Source organism: Pseudomonas sp. LRF_L74 (genome assembly GCF_965644255.1).
GTDB lineage: Bacteria > Pseudomonadota > Gammaproteobacteria > Pseudomonadales > Pseudomonadaceae > Aquipseudomonas.
Window position 1 is genome coordinate 883,556 of the sequence record NZ_CBFFRH010000001.1, and the last position, 18,186, is coordinate 901,741.

The window sequence follows — 18,186 nt, forward strand, 5'->3', positions numbered from 1 at the left end:
TGGCCTCAGCGGCCTTGGGTGGCATCGACCCGCAGGTGTTTCTCGATCAGGCGGAACACCAGGGTCAGGCCCAGGGTGATCAGCAGGTAGAACAGGCCGGCGTAGCAGAAGAACAGCATGTACTGGTAGTTCTTCGCGGCGATGGTCTTGGCCATGCCCATCAGGTCGTACAGTGTCACGGTGTAGACCACGGCGCTGGCCTTGAGCATGAGGATCACCTCGTTGCTGTAGGCGGGCAGGGCGATGCGGGCGGCACGCGGCAGGACGATGAAGATCAGGGTCTGGCGGCGTGACATGCCCAGCGAGCGGGCCGCTTCCATTTCACCGATAGGGATGGCGTGGATGGCGCCACGCAGGATTTCCGCGATGTAGGCCGTGGTGTGCAGCGACATGGCCAGCAGGGTGCAGAAGAACGGATCGCGCAGATACGGCCAGAACATGCTCTTGCGCACGGCGTCGAACTGGGCTAGGCCGTAGTACACCAGCGCCAGTTGCAGCAGCAGCGGCGTGCCGCGGAAGAAGAAGATGTAGCCATAGGGCAGGGCGCGTACGTACCAGTGCCTGGAGGCGCGGGCGATGCCCAGCGGTACGGCGAGGATCAGCCCGATGAGTGCCGATAGGCCCAGCAACTCCAGGGTGAGCAGGGCGCCTTCGAGCATCTTCGGCGTCCATTTGACGAGCAATTCCCACTCGTTCATAGCTCGTTCCTCACGAAGCCACGGTTCACGCGTTTTTCCACCAGGTGCATGACGGCCATGGCGAGGGCCGTGAGGCACAGGTAGATGGCCGCGGCGGTCATGTAGAAGGTGAAGGGTTCCTTGGTGGCGTTCGAGGCGATGCCAGCCTTGCGCATGATTTCGTCGAGGGAGATCAGCGAAACCAGGGCGGTGTCCTTGAGCATCACCAGGTACAGGTTGCCCAGGCCCGGCAAGGCCACGCGCCAGACTTGCGGCAGGACGATGCGCCAGAAGATGCGCGCTGATGACAGGCCCAGGGCCTGGCCGGCTTCGCGATGGCCTTTGGGGATCGCCAGCAGCGCGCCGCGAAAGACCTCGGTGGCGTAGGCGCCGAAGCACAGGGCCAGGGCCGAGGTGCCGGCGGCGAAGGGCGACAGGGCCAGGTCCGGATGACCGAACAGCGCGCCGAGGGCATTCATGCCGCTGACGGTGCCGAAGTAGATCATCAGGACCCAAAGGGTTTCCGGCACGCCGCGCACCACGGTGGTGTAGAGCGTGCCGAGGCCGCGCAGTAGGCGCAGCCTGGAGGTCTTGGCGGCAGCCCCGAGCAGCCCGAGCAGCAGCCCGCCGGTAACGGCCGCGAGCGACAGCCTGAGGGTCATGAGTGTGCCTTCGGCGAGTTGGTTGCCGAAGCCATGCAGATCGAAAATCATCGTCTGTCTTTATTCTGATTGAGGAAGAACAGCGCCACTGGCTAGGTGGCGCTCGAGCGGATCAGTAGATGCTGAACGGGAAGTATTTGTCGTTGATCTGCTTGTAGGTGCCGTCGGCGACGATTTCCTTCAGGGCCGCGTTCAGCTTCTCGCGCAGCGGATCGTTCTTGCGCACGGCAATGCCGATCTTGTCGTTGTCGAACACCGGCTCGCCCTTGAACTCGAAGTCCTTGCCGGCATCGCTCTTGAGCCATTCCCAGTTGACGAACTTGTCGGCCAGGACCGCATCGACGCGGCCGGAAGACAGGTCGAGGTAGGCGTTTTCCTGGGTGTCGTAGAGCTTGATGTCGACCACGCCGTCGAGGTTGTCTTCCAGCCAGGTGCCGGCGATGGTCGAGCGCTGGGCGCCGATCACCTTGCCTTTGAGGCTGCCTTTGTCGGACTTGAAGTCGGAGTTTTTCGGCGCGATGAACTGCAGCTTGTTGGTGTAGTAGGGATCGGTGAAGTCGACGGTCTGCTTGCGCTCGTCGGTGATCGACATGGAGGCGGCGATGAAGTCGAATTTCTTCGCATTGAGGGCCGGGATGATGCCGTCCCAATCGGAGGTGACCACTTCACACTCGACTTTCATCTTGGCGCACAGGGCCTTGGAGATTTCCACGTCGAAACCGCCGACCTGGCCGCTGGCGTCGATCAGGTTGAAGGGAGGGTAGGCGCCTTCGGTGCCGATCTTCAGTTTGTCCGCGGCGCCGGCGTGGCCGGCGAAGGCCAGGGTGGCGGCTGCGGCCAGCAGGATCTTCTTGTAGTTCATGCGGGGTGCTCCGTTATCGATTGCTGGACATGAATTGTTTACAGCGCGCCGACTGCGGCGATTCGAACACTTGCTCGGGTGTGCCCTGTTCTTCGACCAGGCCCTGGTGGAGGAATACCACCTTGTTGGAAACCTGGCGGGCGAAGTTCATTTCGTGGGTGACCAGCAGCATGGTGCGGCCTTCGTCGGCGAGCGCGCGGATCACGTTAAGCACTTCCTGTACCATTTCCGGGTCGAGGGCCGAGGTCGGCTCGTCGAACAGAATCACCTTGGGCTGCATCGCCAGGGTTCGGGCGATGGCCGCGCGTTGCTGCTGGCCGCCGGACAGTTGGCTGGGGAAGGCGTGGCGCTTGTCGGCGATGCCGACCTTGGCCAGCAGCGCCTCGGCCACTTCGATGGCCTCGGCCTTGGATTGCCCCAGCACACGGCGTGGCGCCTCGATGATGTTGTCGAGGATGGTCATGTGCGGCCACAGGTTGAAGTTCTGGAACACGAAGCCGATTTCGCTGCGCATCCGGTTGATCTGCCTGTTGTCGGCGGCGACCAGTTCGCCATTGCCGGCGGCCTTGAGCTTGAGTTCTTCGCCGGCGACCAGGATCTGCCCCTCGTGCGGGTTTTCCAGCAGGTTGATGCAGCGCAGGAAGGTGGATTTGCCGGAACCCGACGAGCCGAGGATGGAGATCACGTCACCGTCGCTGGCGGTCAGCGAGACGCCCTTGAGCACTTCGAGTTTGCCGTAGCGTTTATGCAGGTTGCGGATTTCCAGCGCGGGCTTGGCCTCTGCCATGGGATGTCCTCATCGGTTCGAAATGCGCTCCAGCCGGTCACCGCCATCCTGGCATCATGCAGTTAGCATAGCCAGATGGCGGGAGTGGGGACATGGAGCGTGTCGCATCATCACAGTCGATTGTCGCGCGGATTGAAAATGCGCGCCGAGTCGTACTCGGACTATCAGGCGGCGCACCCTACCCGGTTGTTCCTTGCAATTCCAGTACCGCGGCGGTCGGTCGTCGGCTGACCGGCCGGTCAGCCATTCGCGCCATCCAGCAGGTTCTTGACCTTCTCGCGCAGGTCGTCGAGGGAAAAGGGCTTGCTGATCACGTCCATGTGCGTCGCCAGTTCGCTGCCGTCGATGCTGACGATCTCCGCATAGCCGGTGGCGAACAGCACGCGCAGGCCCGGGCGCAGGCGCTGGGCTTCGACGGCGAGTTGCTGGCCGTTCATGCCGGGCAGGCCGACGTCGGTCATCAGCAGGCCGATCGGCGCATCGCTGCGCAGGACGAGCAAGGCGTCTTCGGCGTCGGCCGCCTGAAGGACCTGGTAACCGAATTCTTCGAGCACCTCGACGGTGAGCATGCGCACCACGTCGGCATCCTCGACCACGAGGATGCTTTCTCGGCGGGGTTCGACCGGCAATGGCTCGATCATCGCGGGTTGTTCCTCTGCGGGCGCGACGGCATCGCGCGGGAAATAGAGACTGACGCGGGTGCCTGCTCCCGGCTTGCTGTCGAGGCGGATCTGTCCGCCGATCTGCTTGATGAAACCATACACCATGGATAGTCCAAGGCCGCTGCCCTTGCCCAGTGGCTTGGTGGTGAAGAATGGCTCGAAGGCGCGCGCGGCCACGTCTTTTTCCATGCCGCTGCCGCTGTCGCGTACCTCCAGGCGCAGGTAGTCGCCAGCCGGGATGTCGGCTTCGGCCGGGGCACTGATGGTGCGTGTGGCGATATACAGGCTGCCACCCATTGGCATGGCGTCGCGGGCATTGCTGGTCAAGTGCAGGAGCACGTTGCGCAATTGGTTGACATCGCTGCGTATGTTGCCGGCCTGCGGGCTGAGCTCCAGCATCAGGTGGGTTCGCGTTCCAGCCGTTTCTTCGAGTTGCTCGCGCAGTTCCTCGATCAGGGTATTGAGTGGCACCGGTTGCAGGTCCAGGGCCTGGCGGCGGGCGAAGGACAGCAGGCTGCTGGTCAGGGCCGCGCCGCGCCGGGTGGAGTCGCTGGCGGCCTGGACGAAGCGCCCCAGTTCGACGCGTACCTCGTCCGGCATGCGTCGTTCGATCAGGTCGAGGCTGACCTGGATGCCGGCCAGCAGATTGTTGAAGTCGTGGGCGATGCCTCCCGAGAGTTGGCCGACCGCCTCCATGCGCTGTGCGCTACGCAGGGCCGCCTCGGTCTCGGCGAGCACCGCGGCGGTGCGTTTTTCCTCGGTGATGTCGCGCCCATTGCCATAGAGCAGGTTGTTTTCCGGGGTCGCGCTCCAGGAAATCCAGCGATAGCTGCCGTCCTTGTGGCGCATGCGGTTCTCGAAACGCTCGAGGCGCTGGCCTTCGGCGAGGGTCTGGCGCTTTTCGTCGCTGCTGGCGAGGTCTTCGGGGTGTTCGATCCAGCGCGTGGTCTTGCCCAGCAGTTCGTCTTCACTCCAGCCAAGCACGTTGCTCCAGGCTGGATTGACACTGATCAGCACGCCAGTGATGTCGACCACGCAGAGCAGGTCCTGGGACAACGACCAGATACGGTCGCGCTCGCGCGTGCGCAGTTCGACGCGCCGGGCCATCTCCGCGGCCTGGCGCAGTTCCTCGGCATGCACCATGACCTGGGCCAGGCCGTAGGCCAGGCAACTGGCGAGTTCTTCGAGGAACTCGGTGTAGCCGTTGTCGAGCTGGCGCCGTGGGCTGATGCCACACACCAGGAATCCCAGCGCTTCCTGGGCGCCACCTTCGGTGAACAGCGGCAACACGCAAGCGTCGTTCACCGGCTCCGGCCATGGTGCGAGGGGGCCGCAGGAGGCGCCTTCGCACTGCACCAGGCCTCGCCGTTTCGCCGCGATATCCAGCGGCCAGGCCTGGGACTCCTGGCCCAGCTCTATTTCCAGGGGCGCCAGCGGGTGGCCCGCTGCCAGGCCACAGCTGGCGTGCAGCCGGGCTTCTTCGGGGGTGTTCACGTAGAACAGGAAGAACGGCAGGTCCTCGGGTGCCCCGCCAATCAGGCGCGCGGCGTCGCGACAGGCGTCGGTCACCGATGTCGCTGTATGCACGCTGTCGCGCAGGCGCCCGAGCAACTGCTGGCGGCGGCCTTGCAGCACGTTGGCGGTGGTCTCGATGACCGTGTTGAAAAGCCCGGCCGGCTTGCCGTCGCTGCCGAAGATCGGGCTGACGTTATAGGTGAAGTAACATTCCTCCACGTAACCGAAACGCTGCATGGGCAGCATGCCGTCTTCGGCATGCACGGCGATGCCGGTCTGCAGGATGCCGGTGTACATGGGGCCGATGATCGACCAGATGTCGGCCCAGGCCTCCCGCGCGGGCTGGCCCAGCGCCCAGGGATGCTTGTCGCCCGGGATGGCGCTCCAGTCGTCGTTATAGAGCAGGTTGAGGTCATGCCCCCAGTAAATGCAGACCGGAAGTCTGGAGTTCAGGCCCACGCCAAGGACCGATTTCAGCGCCTGTGGCCATTGCTCGATGGGGCCGAGTGTCGATGTGCTCCAGTCCTTGGCGCGAATCAGCCGGGCCATGACGCTGTCACCGGCAAGGAAGTCTTCGCTGATCCAGGTCTGATCTATGGGCTCGGGCATCGCGGTGCGTCCAGGGGAGCGGTGATCCATCATACGGAGGGCTGAAGTCAGAAGAAGGGGCAACTTTGAAATAAAGCCGAAAAAAAGATTCCACCTTTTTCTCCCACCGCTGTCGTTGGTCATTGCGTGTGGCACGCATTACCATGCTGGCCACTGCGCATCCCGTGGGGACGCTCAGCCAGCCTGGCCAGGAAAAACAAGATGACCACCACTCCTGTGATCGACGAAATGGGTTTTCGCCGCATACTCGCGCGCAACGTGATGCTGCCGCTGGGTATCGGTGCTATCGGCGCCGTGCTGTTCGTCGCCCTGATCGGCTACCTCATCTATGTCCTCAGTTGGGTCGAGCACACCGACCGGGTGTTGACCAACGCCAACGAGAGCCTGCGCCTGGCGGTCGACCAGGAAACCGGCCTGCGGGGTTATCTTCTGACCGCCAATCCCGAATACCTGCAACCCTACGAGCGTGCCCGTCCGCGCATTCGCGCCGAGCTCACGAGCCTGCGTGAGCTGGTTGCCGACAATGCCCTGCAGGTCGACCGCCTGGCGCACATCGGCGCCTTGCATGACGAGTGGGCGCAGTTCGCCAAGGACATGATCGAGACCCGCCAGCGTAGCGGCAAAGTCAGCGACGAGGTGGGTGAAGGGCGCGGCAAGCAATTGACCGATGCGATCCGCGAGCAATACGAGGCGTTCACCAACACCGAGCGGCGCCTGCGCCAGGAGCGCAGTGACGCGGCCGGCAATACGGCGATCCTGACCATCGGCCTGTACCTGGCGTTCAGCCTGGCGTTCAGCGGTTTGCTCGCCTACCTCGGGCGGCGTGAGCTGGTGCGCCTGTCCGGGGTCTACGGCAGTTCGCTGGAGAAGCAGGTCGCGCATACCGAGCACCTGCAGCGCGAAGCCTGGCTGCGCGAGGGGCAAAGCCTGCTTGGCGAGCGCCTGATCGGCCAGCAGACCTTGTCGGAACTGGGCCGCAACATGCTCGAGTTTCTGGCGGCACGCCTGGGCATGGTGGTCGGCGGTGCTTATGTGCGGGAAAACCATGGCGGCCTGCAGCGGATCGCCGCCTATGGTTTCTCCCGCGAGATGGCGCTCGCCGAGCAGTCCTTCTACAACGCCGAAGGCCTGGTCGGCCAGGCCGCCCAGGAGCGGCGCATGCTGGTGCTCGATCGCTTGCCGGCGGGCTACCTGAAGGTCAACTCCGCCCTTGGCAACGGCGAGCCGCAGACGGTGGTGCTGTTGCCGACCGTCAACGAGGGGCAGGTCAACGGCGTGATCGAACTGGGCTTCCTGCGTCCGCTCGGCGAGCGTGATCTCGGCCTGCTCGAACTGATCGTCGGTAGCCTCGGTGCGGCTGTCGATGCCGCGCGTTATCGCCAGCGCCTGCAGGAAGTGCTGGTCGAGACCCAGCAGCTCAACGAGGAGTTGCAGGTCCAGCAGGAAGAATTGAAGACCGCCAACGAGGAACTGGAAGAACAGTCCCGCGCGCTGCGCGAGTCCCAGGCCCACCTGGAAACCCAGCAGGCCGAGCTGGAGCAGACCAACGAACGCCTTGGCGAGCAGGCCCAGGAACTGGCCGCCCAGCGCGACGACCTGGATCGCAACAATACTGCGCTGAGCCAGGCCCAGGCGGAGCTGGAGGCGCGCGCCGACGAGTTGCAGCGCGCCAGTCGCTACAAGTCCGAGTTCCTCGCCAACATGTCCCACGAGTTGCGCACGCCGCTGAACAGCTCGTTGATCCTGTCCAAGCTGCTGGCAGACAACGCCAAGGGCAATCTGGACGAGGAGCAGGTGCGTTTCGCCGAGTCGATCTATGCCGCGGGCAACGACCTGCTCAACCTGATCAACGACATTCTCGACATCGCCAAGGTCGAGGCCGGCAAGCTGGACGTGCGCCCGGAGAATACCCCCGTGTCGCGCCTGGTCGAGGCGCTGGAGACGGTGTTCAGGCCGCAGGCCGACCAGAAGCGCCTGGCGTTCCAGGTGCAGGTCGACAGCGATGTGCCGGCGCAGCTCCATACCGACCGCCAGCGCGCCGAGCAGATCATCAAGAACCTGCTGTCCAACGCCATCAAGTTCACCGACCAGGGCACGGTCAGCCTGCATGTGAGCCGGGTCGAAGGGGGCATCGCGTTCCTCGTGCGCGACACCGGCATCGGCATCCGCCATGACCAACTGGAGCGCATCTTCGAGGCCTTCCATCAGGCTGACGGCACGTCCAGTCGGCGCTTCGGCGGTACGGGCCTGGGGCTGTCGATTTCCCGCGACCTCGCCGAGTTGCTCGGTGGTTCGATTCAGGTCTGTAGCGAGCCGGGCAAGGGTAGCCAGTTCACCTTGCTGCTGCCGCAGGCCTACGGCCATGCGCACGGCGAGCTCGTTTTGCCGGCCAACGTCCAGGCGCCAGCGCCGCAGCGCCCGGCCAAGGCCGAGCCGGCAGGCCAGGTCGAGGTCATGCCGAGCTTCCCTGACGACCGCGATACGCTGAAAGGCGAAGGGCGCCGCGTTCTGGTGATCGAGGATGAACCGCAGTTCGCCCGGATTCTCTTCGACCTGGCCCATGAGCTGGGCTACCTCTGCCTGGTCGCCCACAGCGCCGACGAGGGCCTGCGTCTCGCCCAGGCCCATGTGCCGGACGCGATCCTGCTGGACATGCGCCTGCCCGATGGTTCCGGCTTGGCGGTATTGCAGCGGCTCAAGGAAAGCCCGCCGACGCGGCATATCCCGGTGCACGTGATTTCCGTCGACGATTACGCCGAGCCCGCCCTGCACCTGGGGGCCATCGGCTATGCGATCAAGCCGACCAACCGCGAGCAACTGCGCGACGTGTTCGCTCGCCTGGAAGCCAAGTTCACGCAGAAGGTCAAGCGCGTGTTGCTGGTCGAGGACGATGCCCGCCAGCGTGACAGCATCGCCCGGCTGATCGGCGACGAGGACGTCGAGATCACCGCCGTGGAATATGGCGAGCAAGCCCTGGAGCTGCTGCGCAGAACGGTGTTCGACTGCATGATCATCGACCTCAAGCTGCCCGACATCCAGGGCAAGGACCTGCTCGAACGCATGGGCAGCGAGGACATCTGCTCCTTCCCGCCGGTGATCGTCTATACCGGACGCAACCTGACCCGCGACGAAGAGGCCGAGCTGCTGAAGTATTCGCGCTCGATCATCATCAAGGGCGCGCGTTCGCCGGAGCGCCTGCTCGACGAGGTGACGCTGTTCCTGCACAAGGTCGAGTCGAGCCTGTCCAGCGAGCGCCAGCGCATGCTCAAGACCGCGCGCAGCCGCGACAAGGTATTCGAGGAGCGCAGCATCCTGCTGGTCGACGACGACGTGCGCAACATCTTCGCCCTGACCAGCGCCCTGGAGCAGAAAGGCGCGCGGGTGGAAGTCGCCCGCAACGGCCATGAAGCCATCGCCAGGCTCGACCAGAATGAAGACATCGACCTGGTGCTGATGGACGTGATGATGCCGGAAATGGACGGTTACGAAGCGACCCGCCTGATTCGCCAGGACCCACGCTGGAGCAAGCTGCCGATCATCGCGGTGACGGCCAAGGCGATGAAGGACGACCAGGAGCTGTGCATGCGCGCCGGCGCCAATGACTACCTGGCCAAGCCCATCGACCTGGACCGCCTGTTCTCGCTGATCCGCGTGTGGCTGCCGAAGCTGGAGCGCATCTGAATGCAGCAGCGCACCCTGGATATCGAATTGCGCCTGCTGATCGAAGCGATCTACCTGCGCTACAGCTACGATTTCCGCGATTACTCCGGCGCCTCGCTCGAACGCCGCGTGATGCACGCCATGCGCCAGTTCGGTTGCGACACCGTGTCGGCGCTGCAGGACCGCATCATCCATGACACCCAGGCGTTCCACGAACTGCTGCAGTTCCTCACCATCCCGGTCAGCGAAATGTTCCGCGACCCGCAGTTCTTCCTCGCCCTGCGCCAGGAAGTGGTGCCGGTGCTGCGCACCTACCCGTCGCTGAAGGTGTGGATCGCCGGTTGCAGCACCGGCGAAGAGGTGTATTCGATGGCCATCCTCCTGCATGAGGAAGGCCTGCTCGAACGCACCCTGATCTACGCCACGGACATCAACCCGCGTTCGCTGGAAAAGGCCCGGCGTGGCATCTATCCCATCGACGCCATGCGCCAGTACAGCGAGAACTATCAACAGGCCGGCGGCAAGGTATCGCTGTCCCACTACTTCACCACGGCCTATGACGGCGCGCTGTTCGACAAGGCCTTGCGCGACAACGTGACCTTCGCCGACCACAGCCTGGCCACCGACAGCGTGTTCTCCGAGACCCAATTGATTTCCTGTCGCAACGTGCTGATCTACTTCAACAAGCACCTGCAGGATCGCGCCCTCGGGCTGTTCCACGACTCGCTGTGCCATCGTGGCTTTCTCGGCCTGGGCAGTAAGGAAAGCCTGGATTTCTCCGCCTACGCCGAGCGCTTCGAAGCGCTGAACCGGGCCCAGCGCGTGTTCCGCAAACTATGAGCGGCGCGACCCACGAGCTGGTCGTGGTCGGGGCGTCGGCCGGTGGCGTCGAGGCATTGCTGAGCGTGTTCGAGCGCTTGCCGCGCGGTTATCGGCCGAGCATCGCCTGTGTGCTGCACCTGCCGGAAAAGCGCCCGAGCCTGCTCGCCGAGCTGTTCGGCCGGCGCCTGGCGATGCCGGTGCGCGAGGCGCGGGACAAGGAACCGCTGCAACCGGGCACGCTGTATGTCGCGGGCCCCGACTACCACCTTTCCGTGGAGCGCGAAGGCTGTTTCTCCCTGAGCGGCGAAGCGCCCCTGCACTTTTCCCGTCCGGCCATCGACTTTCTCTTCGCGTCGGCGGCGGATGCCTATGGCGAGCGCCTGATCGGCGTTCTGCTTACCGGGGCCAGCCAGGATGGCGCGGCGGGCCTGGCACGGATTCATCGACAGGGAGGCCTGAGCATCGTCCAGGACCCCGATGAAGCACAGGTTCCGACCATGCCCGAGGCAGCGCTGGCGCTGCACACGCCCGACCACATCCTGCGTCTGCGCGATATCGCGGCGCTGCTGGCCAAACTGGATGACCGCCCATGCTGAATACGCCCGTGAGCAAGTTGCTGCTCGTCGACGACCTGCCGGAGAACCTGCTGGCCCTGGAAGCGCTGGTCAGCGAGGAGAGGCGCGCGGTGTACAAGGCGCAATCCGCCGATGAGGCCCTGGCGCTATTGCTGGAACATGAATTCGCCCTGGCCATTCTCGACGTACAGATGCCCGGCATGAACGGTTTCGAACTGGCCGAGCTGATGCGCGGCACGGAGAAGACCAAGCACATTCCGATCGTCTTCGTCAGTGCCGCCGGTCGCGATACCAACTACGCCTTCAAAGGCTACGAAAGCGGCGCGGTGGACTTCCTGCACAAGCCGCTGGATGGCCATGCGGTGCGCAGCAAGGTGGCGGTGTTCGTCGAGCTGTATCGCCAGCGCAAAGTCATGAGCCGGCAACTGGATGAGTTGCAGCGCAGTCGCAAGGAGCAGGACGCACTGCTCGCCGAATTGCGTGAAACCCAGGTCGAGCTGCAACACGCGGTGCGCATGCGCGATGACTTCATGTCGGTGGTTTCCCATGAGTTGCGCACACCGCTCAACGGCCTGAGCCTGGACACCCAGCTGCGCAAGATGCATTTGAACAGGGGCAATCAGGCAGCCTTCGGCGAAGACAAGCTCAAGGCCATGTTCGAGCGTGACGAGCGGCAGATCCAGCGGCTCATCCGCCTGATCGACGACATGCTCGATGTCTCGCGCATCCGCACCGGCAAGCTGTCGATCCGGCCGCAAGGCTTCGATCTCGCGCAACTGGTGCGCAACATCTGCGATAACTTCGCTCAGCAGATGGAGCATGCCGGCTGCGAGTTGTCGCTGGAGGTCGACGGTGAACTGCCTGGAGTGTGGGATGAGCTGCGCATCGAGCAAGTGATCAGCAACCTGCTCAGCAACGCCCTGCGCTATGGCGCCGGCAAACCGGTTCGCGTGCGGGCGGGCCTGCGCGATGCGCGGGCCTGTGTCGAGGTGTGCGATGGCGGTGTCGGCATCGCGGTTGCGGACCAGGCGCGGATTTTCCAGCAGTTCGAGCGCGCCAGTGGTTCTGAAACGGTTGCCGGTCTTGGCCTGGGCTTGTTCATCTCCGAGCAGATCGTGCTCGCCCATGGCGGGCATATCGAACTGGAAAGCGATGCCGGCAAAGGCTCGCTGTTCCGCGTTCTGTTGCCGTTATAGGCAGGCCTGCTGGTTCAAGCGCGGGCGCGTACCAGTCGTGGAATCGCGCGCAGGTAGATCAGCTCGGCGATCAGTTCCACCAGGGTCTGGGTGATCACCGCGGCGGCGGCCAGGCCGCGGATGGTTTCCGGCAGGGCCAGGGCCAAGGGCAGGACCACCAGCGAATTGCGCGTCGATGAGCTGAACATCACCGCCCGTGTCGCGGCGATCTCCAGGCGAAACAGGCGTGAGCTGAAAAAACCGAGGGCGGGGGCGAGCAGCGCGAAGGCGACGTATGCCGGCAGAAGGGGGGCGAGCAGGGCAAGTTGCTCGACCACCCTGGCGATCTGCGAGCCGATCACGGCCAGCAGCACGACAGCCATCGCCGGCACCGGCAGCCAGGCCCAGCCGTTGCTCCAGTGGCGCAGCAGGGCCGAGCGGGGCGCCGCGAGTTCGGTGGCCACGGCCGCGATCAGGGGCAGCACGATCAGCAGCGCAAAGGCCTCCACGAAAGGGCGGACGTCGATCACCGTGCTCGCTTCCTGGCCCAGTATCAGGCGCAGGTAGATGGGCAGCAGCAGAAGCTGGAGCAACAGCAGCAACGGTGTCGAGGCCAGTACCAGGCGCGAGTCGCCCTTGCCCAGGTGGGTGAATACCACCACGTAATCGATGCAGGGCGTCAGTAGCACCAGCAGCGCGCCGGCCAGCAGCGCCTTGTTGGCGGCGAGTGGCAAGGTCAGCAGCCAGACCAGCAGTGGCACCAGTACGAAATTGGCGAGCAGCAGGGCACCGAGGAAACGGCGATTGCCGAATGCCTGGCGCAGCTCCAGGAAGGGAATCTGCAGGAACATGGCATACATCAGCATCGCTATCGCCGGTGTGATGGCCAGCGCCGCATATTCGGCGAAAACGCTGGACGACAGGCCGACGGCGACGGCTACCAGCACCGTGGCGAAGTACAGTGGGATCTGCTTCTGTTCCAGCCAGTCTCTCGTTATCACTGATCGCCCTCCCCGGCAAAGGGACGCATTGTGGCATCGTTCGTGGCTGCCGTGGCGGCGTGATCGCTCGCCTTGCGCATCACTGGGGGCGCGGTTTCCGTAGGGCGCGTGGTTCAGCCCCGAGTGGCTGCGAGCACCTGCTTCAGCCCGTTCAGGTCGTCCGCCGCGACCGCTACCTTCTCCGTGCAGAGCTGCACCTCGACCGTGGTCGCACTGGCCAGGCGCTGCAGTTGTTCCCGGCTGAGCTGGCCGGTGAACAGTTCCAGATGCACTGCTCCTGTGGTGCGTTGCGAATAGTGGGTGGCGATCTGCGGCGCCGGCTGGCCGTCGACCCGCCAGAACGCCCGCTTGCAGTCGGCGAAGCGATGGGCGCCACCTGCAAAACTGAGCTGGAGGATATAGAGGGAAGGGCGCTGACGGTCTGGCTCATAGCGGGCGATTGCCGTCAGGCCCGCTTCGCCAGGTTTTGGCGGCGAGTACCAGGCGACGTGGCTGCCATCCTCGGTCTGCTCGTGCCGCAGCTCGCCAGCCACTAGGCTGGTTGCAGTGGCGCAGGCGAGTACCAGATAGAGCGCGCGATAGATCAAGCGATAGCCCTTGTGGAGACACTGCGCCAACGCGCAGGCAACAAAAAACCGGCTCAAGGCCGGTTTCTTGGGGTTTCGGATGGCTTTGACACCACCTGAAAAGTATCAGTGGTGCCCAGGGACGGAATCGAACCGCCGACACGGGGATTTTCAATTACACAATTACCGAGTGTCACTGGCGAAGGTTAGCCATGTTTAACAGTGTTTACAAGTCTTAAGGGCTTTAAAAACAAGATGTTGAGCGGTGTTTGATGGTTTTGCGAGGTCTTTACGAGTGCACCTATTTTCACCAGTATGAAGCGCGCTTGCACCTACTGCGCACCTCACTCTGAGCGGTGGGGCGGGTGCTTCTAGGAGGGGGCTTAGGTAATAAAGGTTGGGCTTGTATTGTGTAGCGCTACACGATACAGTTAATTTACTTCCAACCCTACCCATGACCTTCATAGCGCCCGGAGGGCTCAGTAATGACTTCCCAAGACGTTCCTCATCCCGGTTTGCGAATCAAGGCGGAGGTCATTCCTGCAGGGATGACAGTGACTAAGGCTGCATCACTAATGGGCGTGGGGCGTCCAGCTTTGTCAAATCTCCTAAATGGCAATTCAGCCTTGTCGGCCGAGATGGCTGCGCGGTTGGAGAAAGCTTTTAAGGTGCCGCTCAAAGAGCTGATGGAGATGCAGGCCCAATATGAGGCAGCTCAAGCCAGTAGGAAAGTAAAGCCCGCCAGTGCAATGACCTATGTCCCGCCATTTTTGGCGATTAAGGCTAATGCCATCGAAGACTGGGCTTCTCATAACATTCAGGCGCGATCCCGCTTTGCAGTGTTTCTGCGCACTTTGGTCCACTCGACAGGTGTTGGGCTTGCGAAGGTTGATTTCCCTGGCAATGACGATGCTGAGCGTCCGGGCTGGGACGGCCTCGTTGAGGCCGGCGAGGGTACGCCATGGGTCCCAGAAGGCAGTTCGGGGTGGGAGTTTGGCACCAACGAAGAACCTCGCACGAAAGCCAATGGAGACTATGACAAGAGCGTGAAGGCTCTTGAACCATCAGCTTGCAGGACGATGACCTTCATATTCGTCACGCCTCGCCGTTGGCCTGGGAAAGGTGCTTGGGTGGCTTCTAAGCAAGCGTTGAAACAGTGGAAAGATGTTCGTGCATACGACGCGAGTGATCTTGAGCAGTGGCTAGAACAGTCACTACCTGGGCAGGCATGGTTTGCAAGCGAAACACATATCCCGGCTCAAGATGTACGTTCACTCGACAAATGCTGGGCCGACTGGGCGGACGTCTCGAGTCCGCCGTTAGTAGGAGGTCTATTCGCTTCAGCGATTGAAGATGCTAAACGGGCTGTAGCTTCTTACCTGTCGAGTCCTGCTAATGATCCTTTCGTGATAGCCGCCGACTCGGATGAGGAGGCGCTTGCATTCCTTGCTCAGCTACTCAGCGAGCAGGGCGGTGACGAATTGGCTTCATATCGAGATCGAGTGTTGGTCTTTGACAGGCCGGGGGTTCTGCCCCGGTTAGCCTCAGCTAAACAAACCTTCATTTCGGTCGTCTATACGCGCGACGTGGAGCGAGAGCTAGCGCCTTACGCAAAATCCATGCACTCATTTGTGGTCTATCCCCGCAACGCGGTGCTCGCTTCTCCGAATATCTTGCTTAAGCCAGCAAGCTCCCAGGCGTTCACTGCGGCGCTTGAGAGCATGAACATGAGCCGGGATGAAATCACTCGCCTAGCGAAGGCCTCTGGCCGTTCTTTAACGGTACTCCGTCGCCAGCTCTCTTCCCTCCCGGCGATTAAGTTACCGGCCTGGGCCGCAGATCCTCAAACGGCCGCTAAGCTTGTTCCATTTCTATTTGTTGGAGCATGGGACAGTCGCAATGAGGCCGATAAAGCTGGACTTGTGAAATTGGCCGGTGGGCGACCCTACGATGAGCTTGAGAAGGATTGCCAGGTTCTGGCCACGCTCAATGACGCGCCGGTGTGGTCAGCTGGTACGGCAAGGGGGGTTATTTCAAAGCTAGATTTACTCTTCGCCGTTGCTGCTGGGGTGACGGAGGCTGAGCTGAGGCGTTATTTCGAGGTGGCGCGAGTCGTGCTGGGAGAAGACGATCCTGCTCTTGATCTGGAGGAAGATCAGCGTTGGAGGGCATCAGCCGAGGGTAAGGTGCGCGAGTTCTCCAGTGCTTTCCGAGACGGAATTTCGGAAACGCTAGTATTGCTTTCTGTCCACGGCCATGAAGTCTTTAAAGGGCGCCTGGGCATTGATATCGAAAGCGAGGTTAATAGCGTTGTGCGCGAATTGTTGAGCCCCCCGTTAACTACACGAGTGCTGGAGGCCAATGACCACGACCTCCCAACCTATGCAGAGGCTGCTCCCAGCGAGTTCCTATCCATAATCAGACAAGACCTTCAGGCTGAAAGTCCCGCTGTTTATGGTCTTTTGCGACCAGTGAGCCCTGGAGTTTTCGGCGCTACTCCAAGTCGCACAGGACTGCTCTGGGCGCTTGAAGGCCTTTGCTGGAGTCCTGAAACGGTTGCGCATGCCGTGTCTATTCTTGCGCAACTCTCAGAGATCGAGATCAAGGACAACTGGGCCAACAAGCCCGCGCACTCACTGGGATCAGTTTTCCGCTCTTGGATGCCACAGACCGCCGCTAGTCTTCAGCAGAGAGTGGGGCTGCTCAAGAATCTTGTTGCCAAGTTTCCTGATGTCGCTTGGCGCATCTGTATGGCAGAGCTCAGCCCTCACAACAGCATAGGTGATTACAGTCACAAACCACGTTGGCGTGATGATGGTTATGGCTACGGTGAGCCCTTTGCGACATGGAAGCCAGTACTTGAGTTTAAGAGGGAAGTGGTTGCACTGGTACTAAATTGGCCTACGCACTACACGTTGGACATGCTCGGTGAGCTGGTCGAGCGCTTGCAGGGGCTGAATGAAGGGGATCAGGCTCGAGTTTGGGCGATGATCGAAGATTGGGCGACTACTCAAGCTAGTGATGCTGACAAGGCAGCAATGCGCGAGAAGGTTCGGAGATCGACACTGTCGCGACGTGCTGCGCTGCGTGCAAAAAAGGATAGCGACCATGCGGCGCTGGTTATAGCAGGAAAGTCTGTCTATGAGGCGTTAGAGCCTCATGACACTGTGAATCGGCATTTGTGGCTGTTCCGCGCTGGATGGGTCGAGGAATCTGCGGACGAGTTGGAGGACTTTGCGACGCTCGACCATCGTGAGCGCGAAGAGAGGATCAATCGCCTGAGGGTAGAAGCGCTAGGCGACATTCTTGCGCATCGTGGGCTCGGTGGGATTCGTGAGCTGGCGGAGCGTGGAAACGCGGCCTGGATTGTTGGCTCTCTTGCCACCGGAACCGTGTTGTCTGAGCCTGAATTAGTGACTTTGCTTCGTAGTGCGTTTCAAGCAATCCACACAGACGGGGGCGTGGGGCATTCGTATAGGAATCTTATTAGCGGAGCGTTACGGGCTCAGCCAGATGACCGGCGCAGTGGGGTGTTGTCGAGTTTGATGGAAGGCTTGCCTGAAGAGGCGGTGGTTGATTTGTTGCTGCTCGCTCCTTTTGGTCGCTCGACTTGGAGTTTGATAAATACCCTGGGCGAGCAGATTCAGTCTCAGTACTGGAGCGAAGTAGTACCAGATTGGATCAGCGATTCAGAGGCTGAGCGAAATGAGGCTATTGAGCGACTTCTCAAAGCGGAAAGGCCGAGGGCGGCATTTTCTTGCATTCGTTATGCGCTATCAAAAACGGATCCAGAGCTTATTTTCCGATTGATGTCGGAGATGGCCCGTGGAGGAAGAGACCTGCCTGGGCAATATATGCTGGAGCCCTACTACGTAGAGGAGGCGTTCAAGCATGTGGGTGACTGTTCCAGTCTGTCACTTGAGCAGAAGGCAGGCTTGGAATTCGCCTATATCGAGGTGCTTGGGCAGCCTTTTTCGAGACGATCGGTCTCGAGTATTCCTCACCTTGAACAGTACGTAGAGATGCATCCGGAGCTGTACGTTCAGGCTATATGCTGGATGTTTAAGCGTGCTGATGGCGGGGTCGATCCAGTGGAGTTTTGCGTACCGTCTGATCGTATAGGTGACATGGCTATGCGCGGATACAAGCTGCTGAATGCGTTGGCTCGGATTCCAGGTCAGGGTGCTTCTGGTGAGATTAACGAGGCCCGCTTGGCGACGTGGATTGCAAATGTCCGGCAGTCTTGCAACGAGCTGAGCCGAGCAGACGTTGGGGACGGCCGTCTTGGCGAGCTTCTATCACATGCGCCTGAGGGTAAGGACGGTGTTTGGCCCTGTGAGGCGGTGCGCACTGTGATGGAAGATGTTCAGTCGGAAGCGATGATGCGGGGGGCTCACACGGGGGTTTATAACTCGCGCGGTGTGCATATGAGGGGCGAGGGGGGGGAGCAAGAGCGTGCGCTTGCTGACAAGTACCGGGTGTGGGGGAAGGCACTGCAGGTTTCTCATCCGTTTGTTGCTTCGAAGCTACTGATGGCGCTAGCTAAGACATACGATCATGAGGCAAGGAGGGAGGATACCGAAGCGGATATTCGACGGCGTTTACATCCCTGA

General features: G+C 61.9%; 12 protein-coding genes. 5 read left to right on the plus strand and 7 right to left on the minus strand.

Annotation, left to right across the window (positions count from 1 at the left end; all coding sequences use genetic code 11):
- Nucleotides 1-5: 5 nt before the first annotated feature.
- From ACSZPK_RS04130 to ACSZPK_RS04150, 5 genes are all read right to left on the minus strand, one after another.
- A complete protein-coding gene (locus tag ACSZPK_RS04130; protein ID WP_437880107.1) occupies nt 6-698 on the minus strand; it encodes an ABC transporter permease in 693 nt (230 codons plus the stop codon).
- Entirely contained in the window at nt 695-1,390 is a 696-nt protein-coding gene (locus ACSZPK_RS04135) for an ABC transporter permease (protein ID WP_437880108.1), read from the minus strand. The genes ACSZPK_RS04130 and ACSZPK_RS04135 overlap by 4 nt, the downstream gene beginning before the upstream one ends.
- A gap of 61 nt (nt 1,391-1,451) precedes the next feature.
- A complete protein-coding gene (locus ACSZPK_RS04140; RefSeq protein WP_437880109.1) occupies nt 1,452-2,201 on the minus strand; it encodes an ABC transporter substrate-binding protein in 750 nt (249 codons plus the stop codon).
- Nucleotides 2,202-2,214: 13 nt separating this feature from the next.
- Complete coding sequence (locus ACSZPK_RS04145; protein ID WP_437880110.1) at nt 2,215-2,988, minus strand: ABC transporter ATP-binding protein; 774 nt, start codon at nt 2,986-2,988, stop codon at nt 2,215-2,217.
- Nucleotides 2,989-3,227: 239 nt separating this feature from the next.
- Entirely contained in the window at nt 3,228-5,774 is a 2,547-nt protein-coding gene (locus ACSZPK_RS04150; RefSeq protein ID WP_437880111.1) for an ATP-binding protein, read from the minus strand.
- Between the two features lie 201 nt (nt 5,775-5,975).
- Here ACSZPK_RS04150 and ACSZPK_RS04155 point away from each other — a divergent pair, with 201 nt between their 5' ends.
- Genes ACSZPK_RS04155 through ACSZPK_RS04170 form a run of 4 tightly spaced genes read left to right on the plus strand, consistent with a single transcriptional unit; the run spans nt 5,976 to nt 12,027 of the window.
- A complete protein-coding gene (locus ACSZPK_RS04155) occupies nt 5,976-9,455 on the plus strand; it encodes a response regulator (protein WP_437880112.1) in 3,480 nt (1,159 codons plus the stop codon).
- On the plus strand, nt 9,456-10,274 hold the full coding sequence (locus ACSZPK_RS04160) for a CheR family methyltransferase (RefSeq protein WP_437880113.1): 819 nt from the start codon (nt 9,456-9,458) through the stop codon (nt 10,272-10,274).
- Nucleotides 10,271-10,852, plus strand: a complete 582-nt coding sequence (locus ACSZPK_RS04165) for a chemotaxis protein CheB (RefSeq protein WP_437880114.1) — start codon at nt 10,271-10,273, stop codon at nt 10,850-10,852. The genes ACSZPK_RS04160 and ACSZPK_RS04165 overlap by 4 nt, the downstream gene beginning before the upstream one ends.
- Nucleotides 10,846-12,027 (plus strand): hybrid sensor histidine kinase/response regulator, encoded by a 1,182-nt coding sequence (locus tag ACSZPK_RS04170; RefSeq protein WP_437880115.1) that lies wholly within the window; start codon nt 10,846-10,848, stop codon nt 12,025-12,027. The genes ACSZPK_RS04165 and ACSZPK_RS04170 overlap by 7 nt, the downstream gene beginning before the upstream one ends.
- 14 nt (nt 12,028-12,041) lie before the next feature.
- Here the strand turns inward: ACSZPK_RS04170 and ACSZPK_RS04175 are convergent, their stop codons facing one another.
- Together ACSZPK_RS04175 and ACSZPK_RS04180 are read right to left on the minus strand one after the other, a co-directional pair.
- The gene (locus ACSZPK_RS04175) at nt 12,042-13,004 is read right to left on the minus strand and encodes an arsenic resistance protein (RefSeq protein ID WP_437880285.1); all 963 of its coding nucleotides are present in this window, start codon (nt 13,002-13,004) and stop codon (nt 12,042-12,044) included.
- A 116-nt stretch (nt 13,005-13,120) separates the two neighbouring features.
- Entirely contained in the window at nt 13,121-13,651 is a 531-nt protein-coding gene (locus ACSZPK_RS04180) for a hypothetical protein (protein ID WP_437880116.1), read from the minus strand.
- Nucleotides 13,652-14,058: 407 nt separating this feature from the next.
- On the opposite strand from ACSZPK_RS04180, the gene ACSZPK_RS04185 reads away from it, so the two are divergent.
- The gene (locus tag ACSZPK_RS04185; protein ID WP_437880117.1) at nt 14,059-18,186 is read left to right on the plus strand and encodes a HigA family addiction module antitoxin; all 4,128 of its coding nucleotides are present in this window, start codon (nt 14,059-14,061) and stop codon (nt 18,184-18,186) included.

What these genes read in the sequence shown, in the direction of transcription:
- ACSZPK_RS04130 (WP_437880107.1), bottom strand. Translation starts at nt 698, where the DNA reads ATGAACGAGTGGGAATTGCTCGTCAAATGGACGCCGAAGATGCTCGAA.
- ACSZPK_RS04135 (WP_437880108.1), bottom strand. Translation starts at nt 1,390, where the DNA reads ATGATTTTCGATCTGCATGGCTTCGGCAACCAACTCGCCGAAGGCACA.
- ACSZPK_RS04140 (WP_437880109.1), bottom strand. Translation starts at nt 2,201, where the DNA reads ATGAACTACAAGAAGATCCTGCTGGCCGCAGCCGCCACCCTGGCCTTC.
- ACSZPK_RS04145 (WP_437880110.1), bottom strand. Translation starts at nt 2,988, where the DNA reads ATGGCAGAGGCCAAGCCCGCGCTGGAAATCCGCAACCTGCATAAACGC.
- ACSZPK_RS04150 (WP_437880111.1), bottom strand. Translation starts at nt 5,774, where the DNA reads ATGCCCGAGCCCATAGATCAGACCTGGATCAGCGAAGACTTCCTTGCC.
- ACSZPK_RS04155 (WP_437880112.1), top strand. Translation starts at nt 5,976, where the DNA reads ATGACCACCACTCCTGTGATCGACGAAATGGGTTTTCGCCGCATACTC.
- ACSZPK_RS04160 (WP_437880113.1), top strand. Translation starts at nt 9,456, where the DNA reads ATGCAGCAGCGCACCCTGGATATCGAATTGCGCCTGCTGATCGAAGCG.
- ACSZPK_RS04165 (WP_437880114.1), top strand. Translation starts at nt 10,271, where the DNA reads ATGAGCGGCGCGACCCACGAGCTGGTCGTGGTCGGGGCGTCGGCCGGT.
- ACSZPK_RS04170 (WP_437880115.1), top strand. Translation starts at nt 10,846, where the DNA reads ATGCTGAATACGCCCGTGAGCAAGTTGCTGCTCGTCGACGACCTGCCG.
- ACSZPK_RS04185 (WP_437880117.1), top strand. Translation starts at nt 14,059, where the DNA reads ATGACTTCCCAAGACGTTCCTCATCCCGGTTTGCGAATCAAGGCGGAG.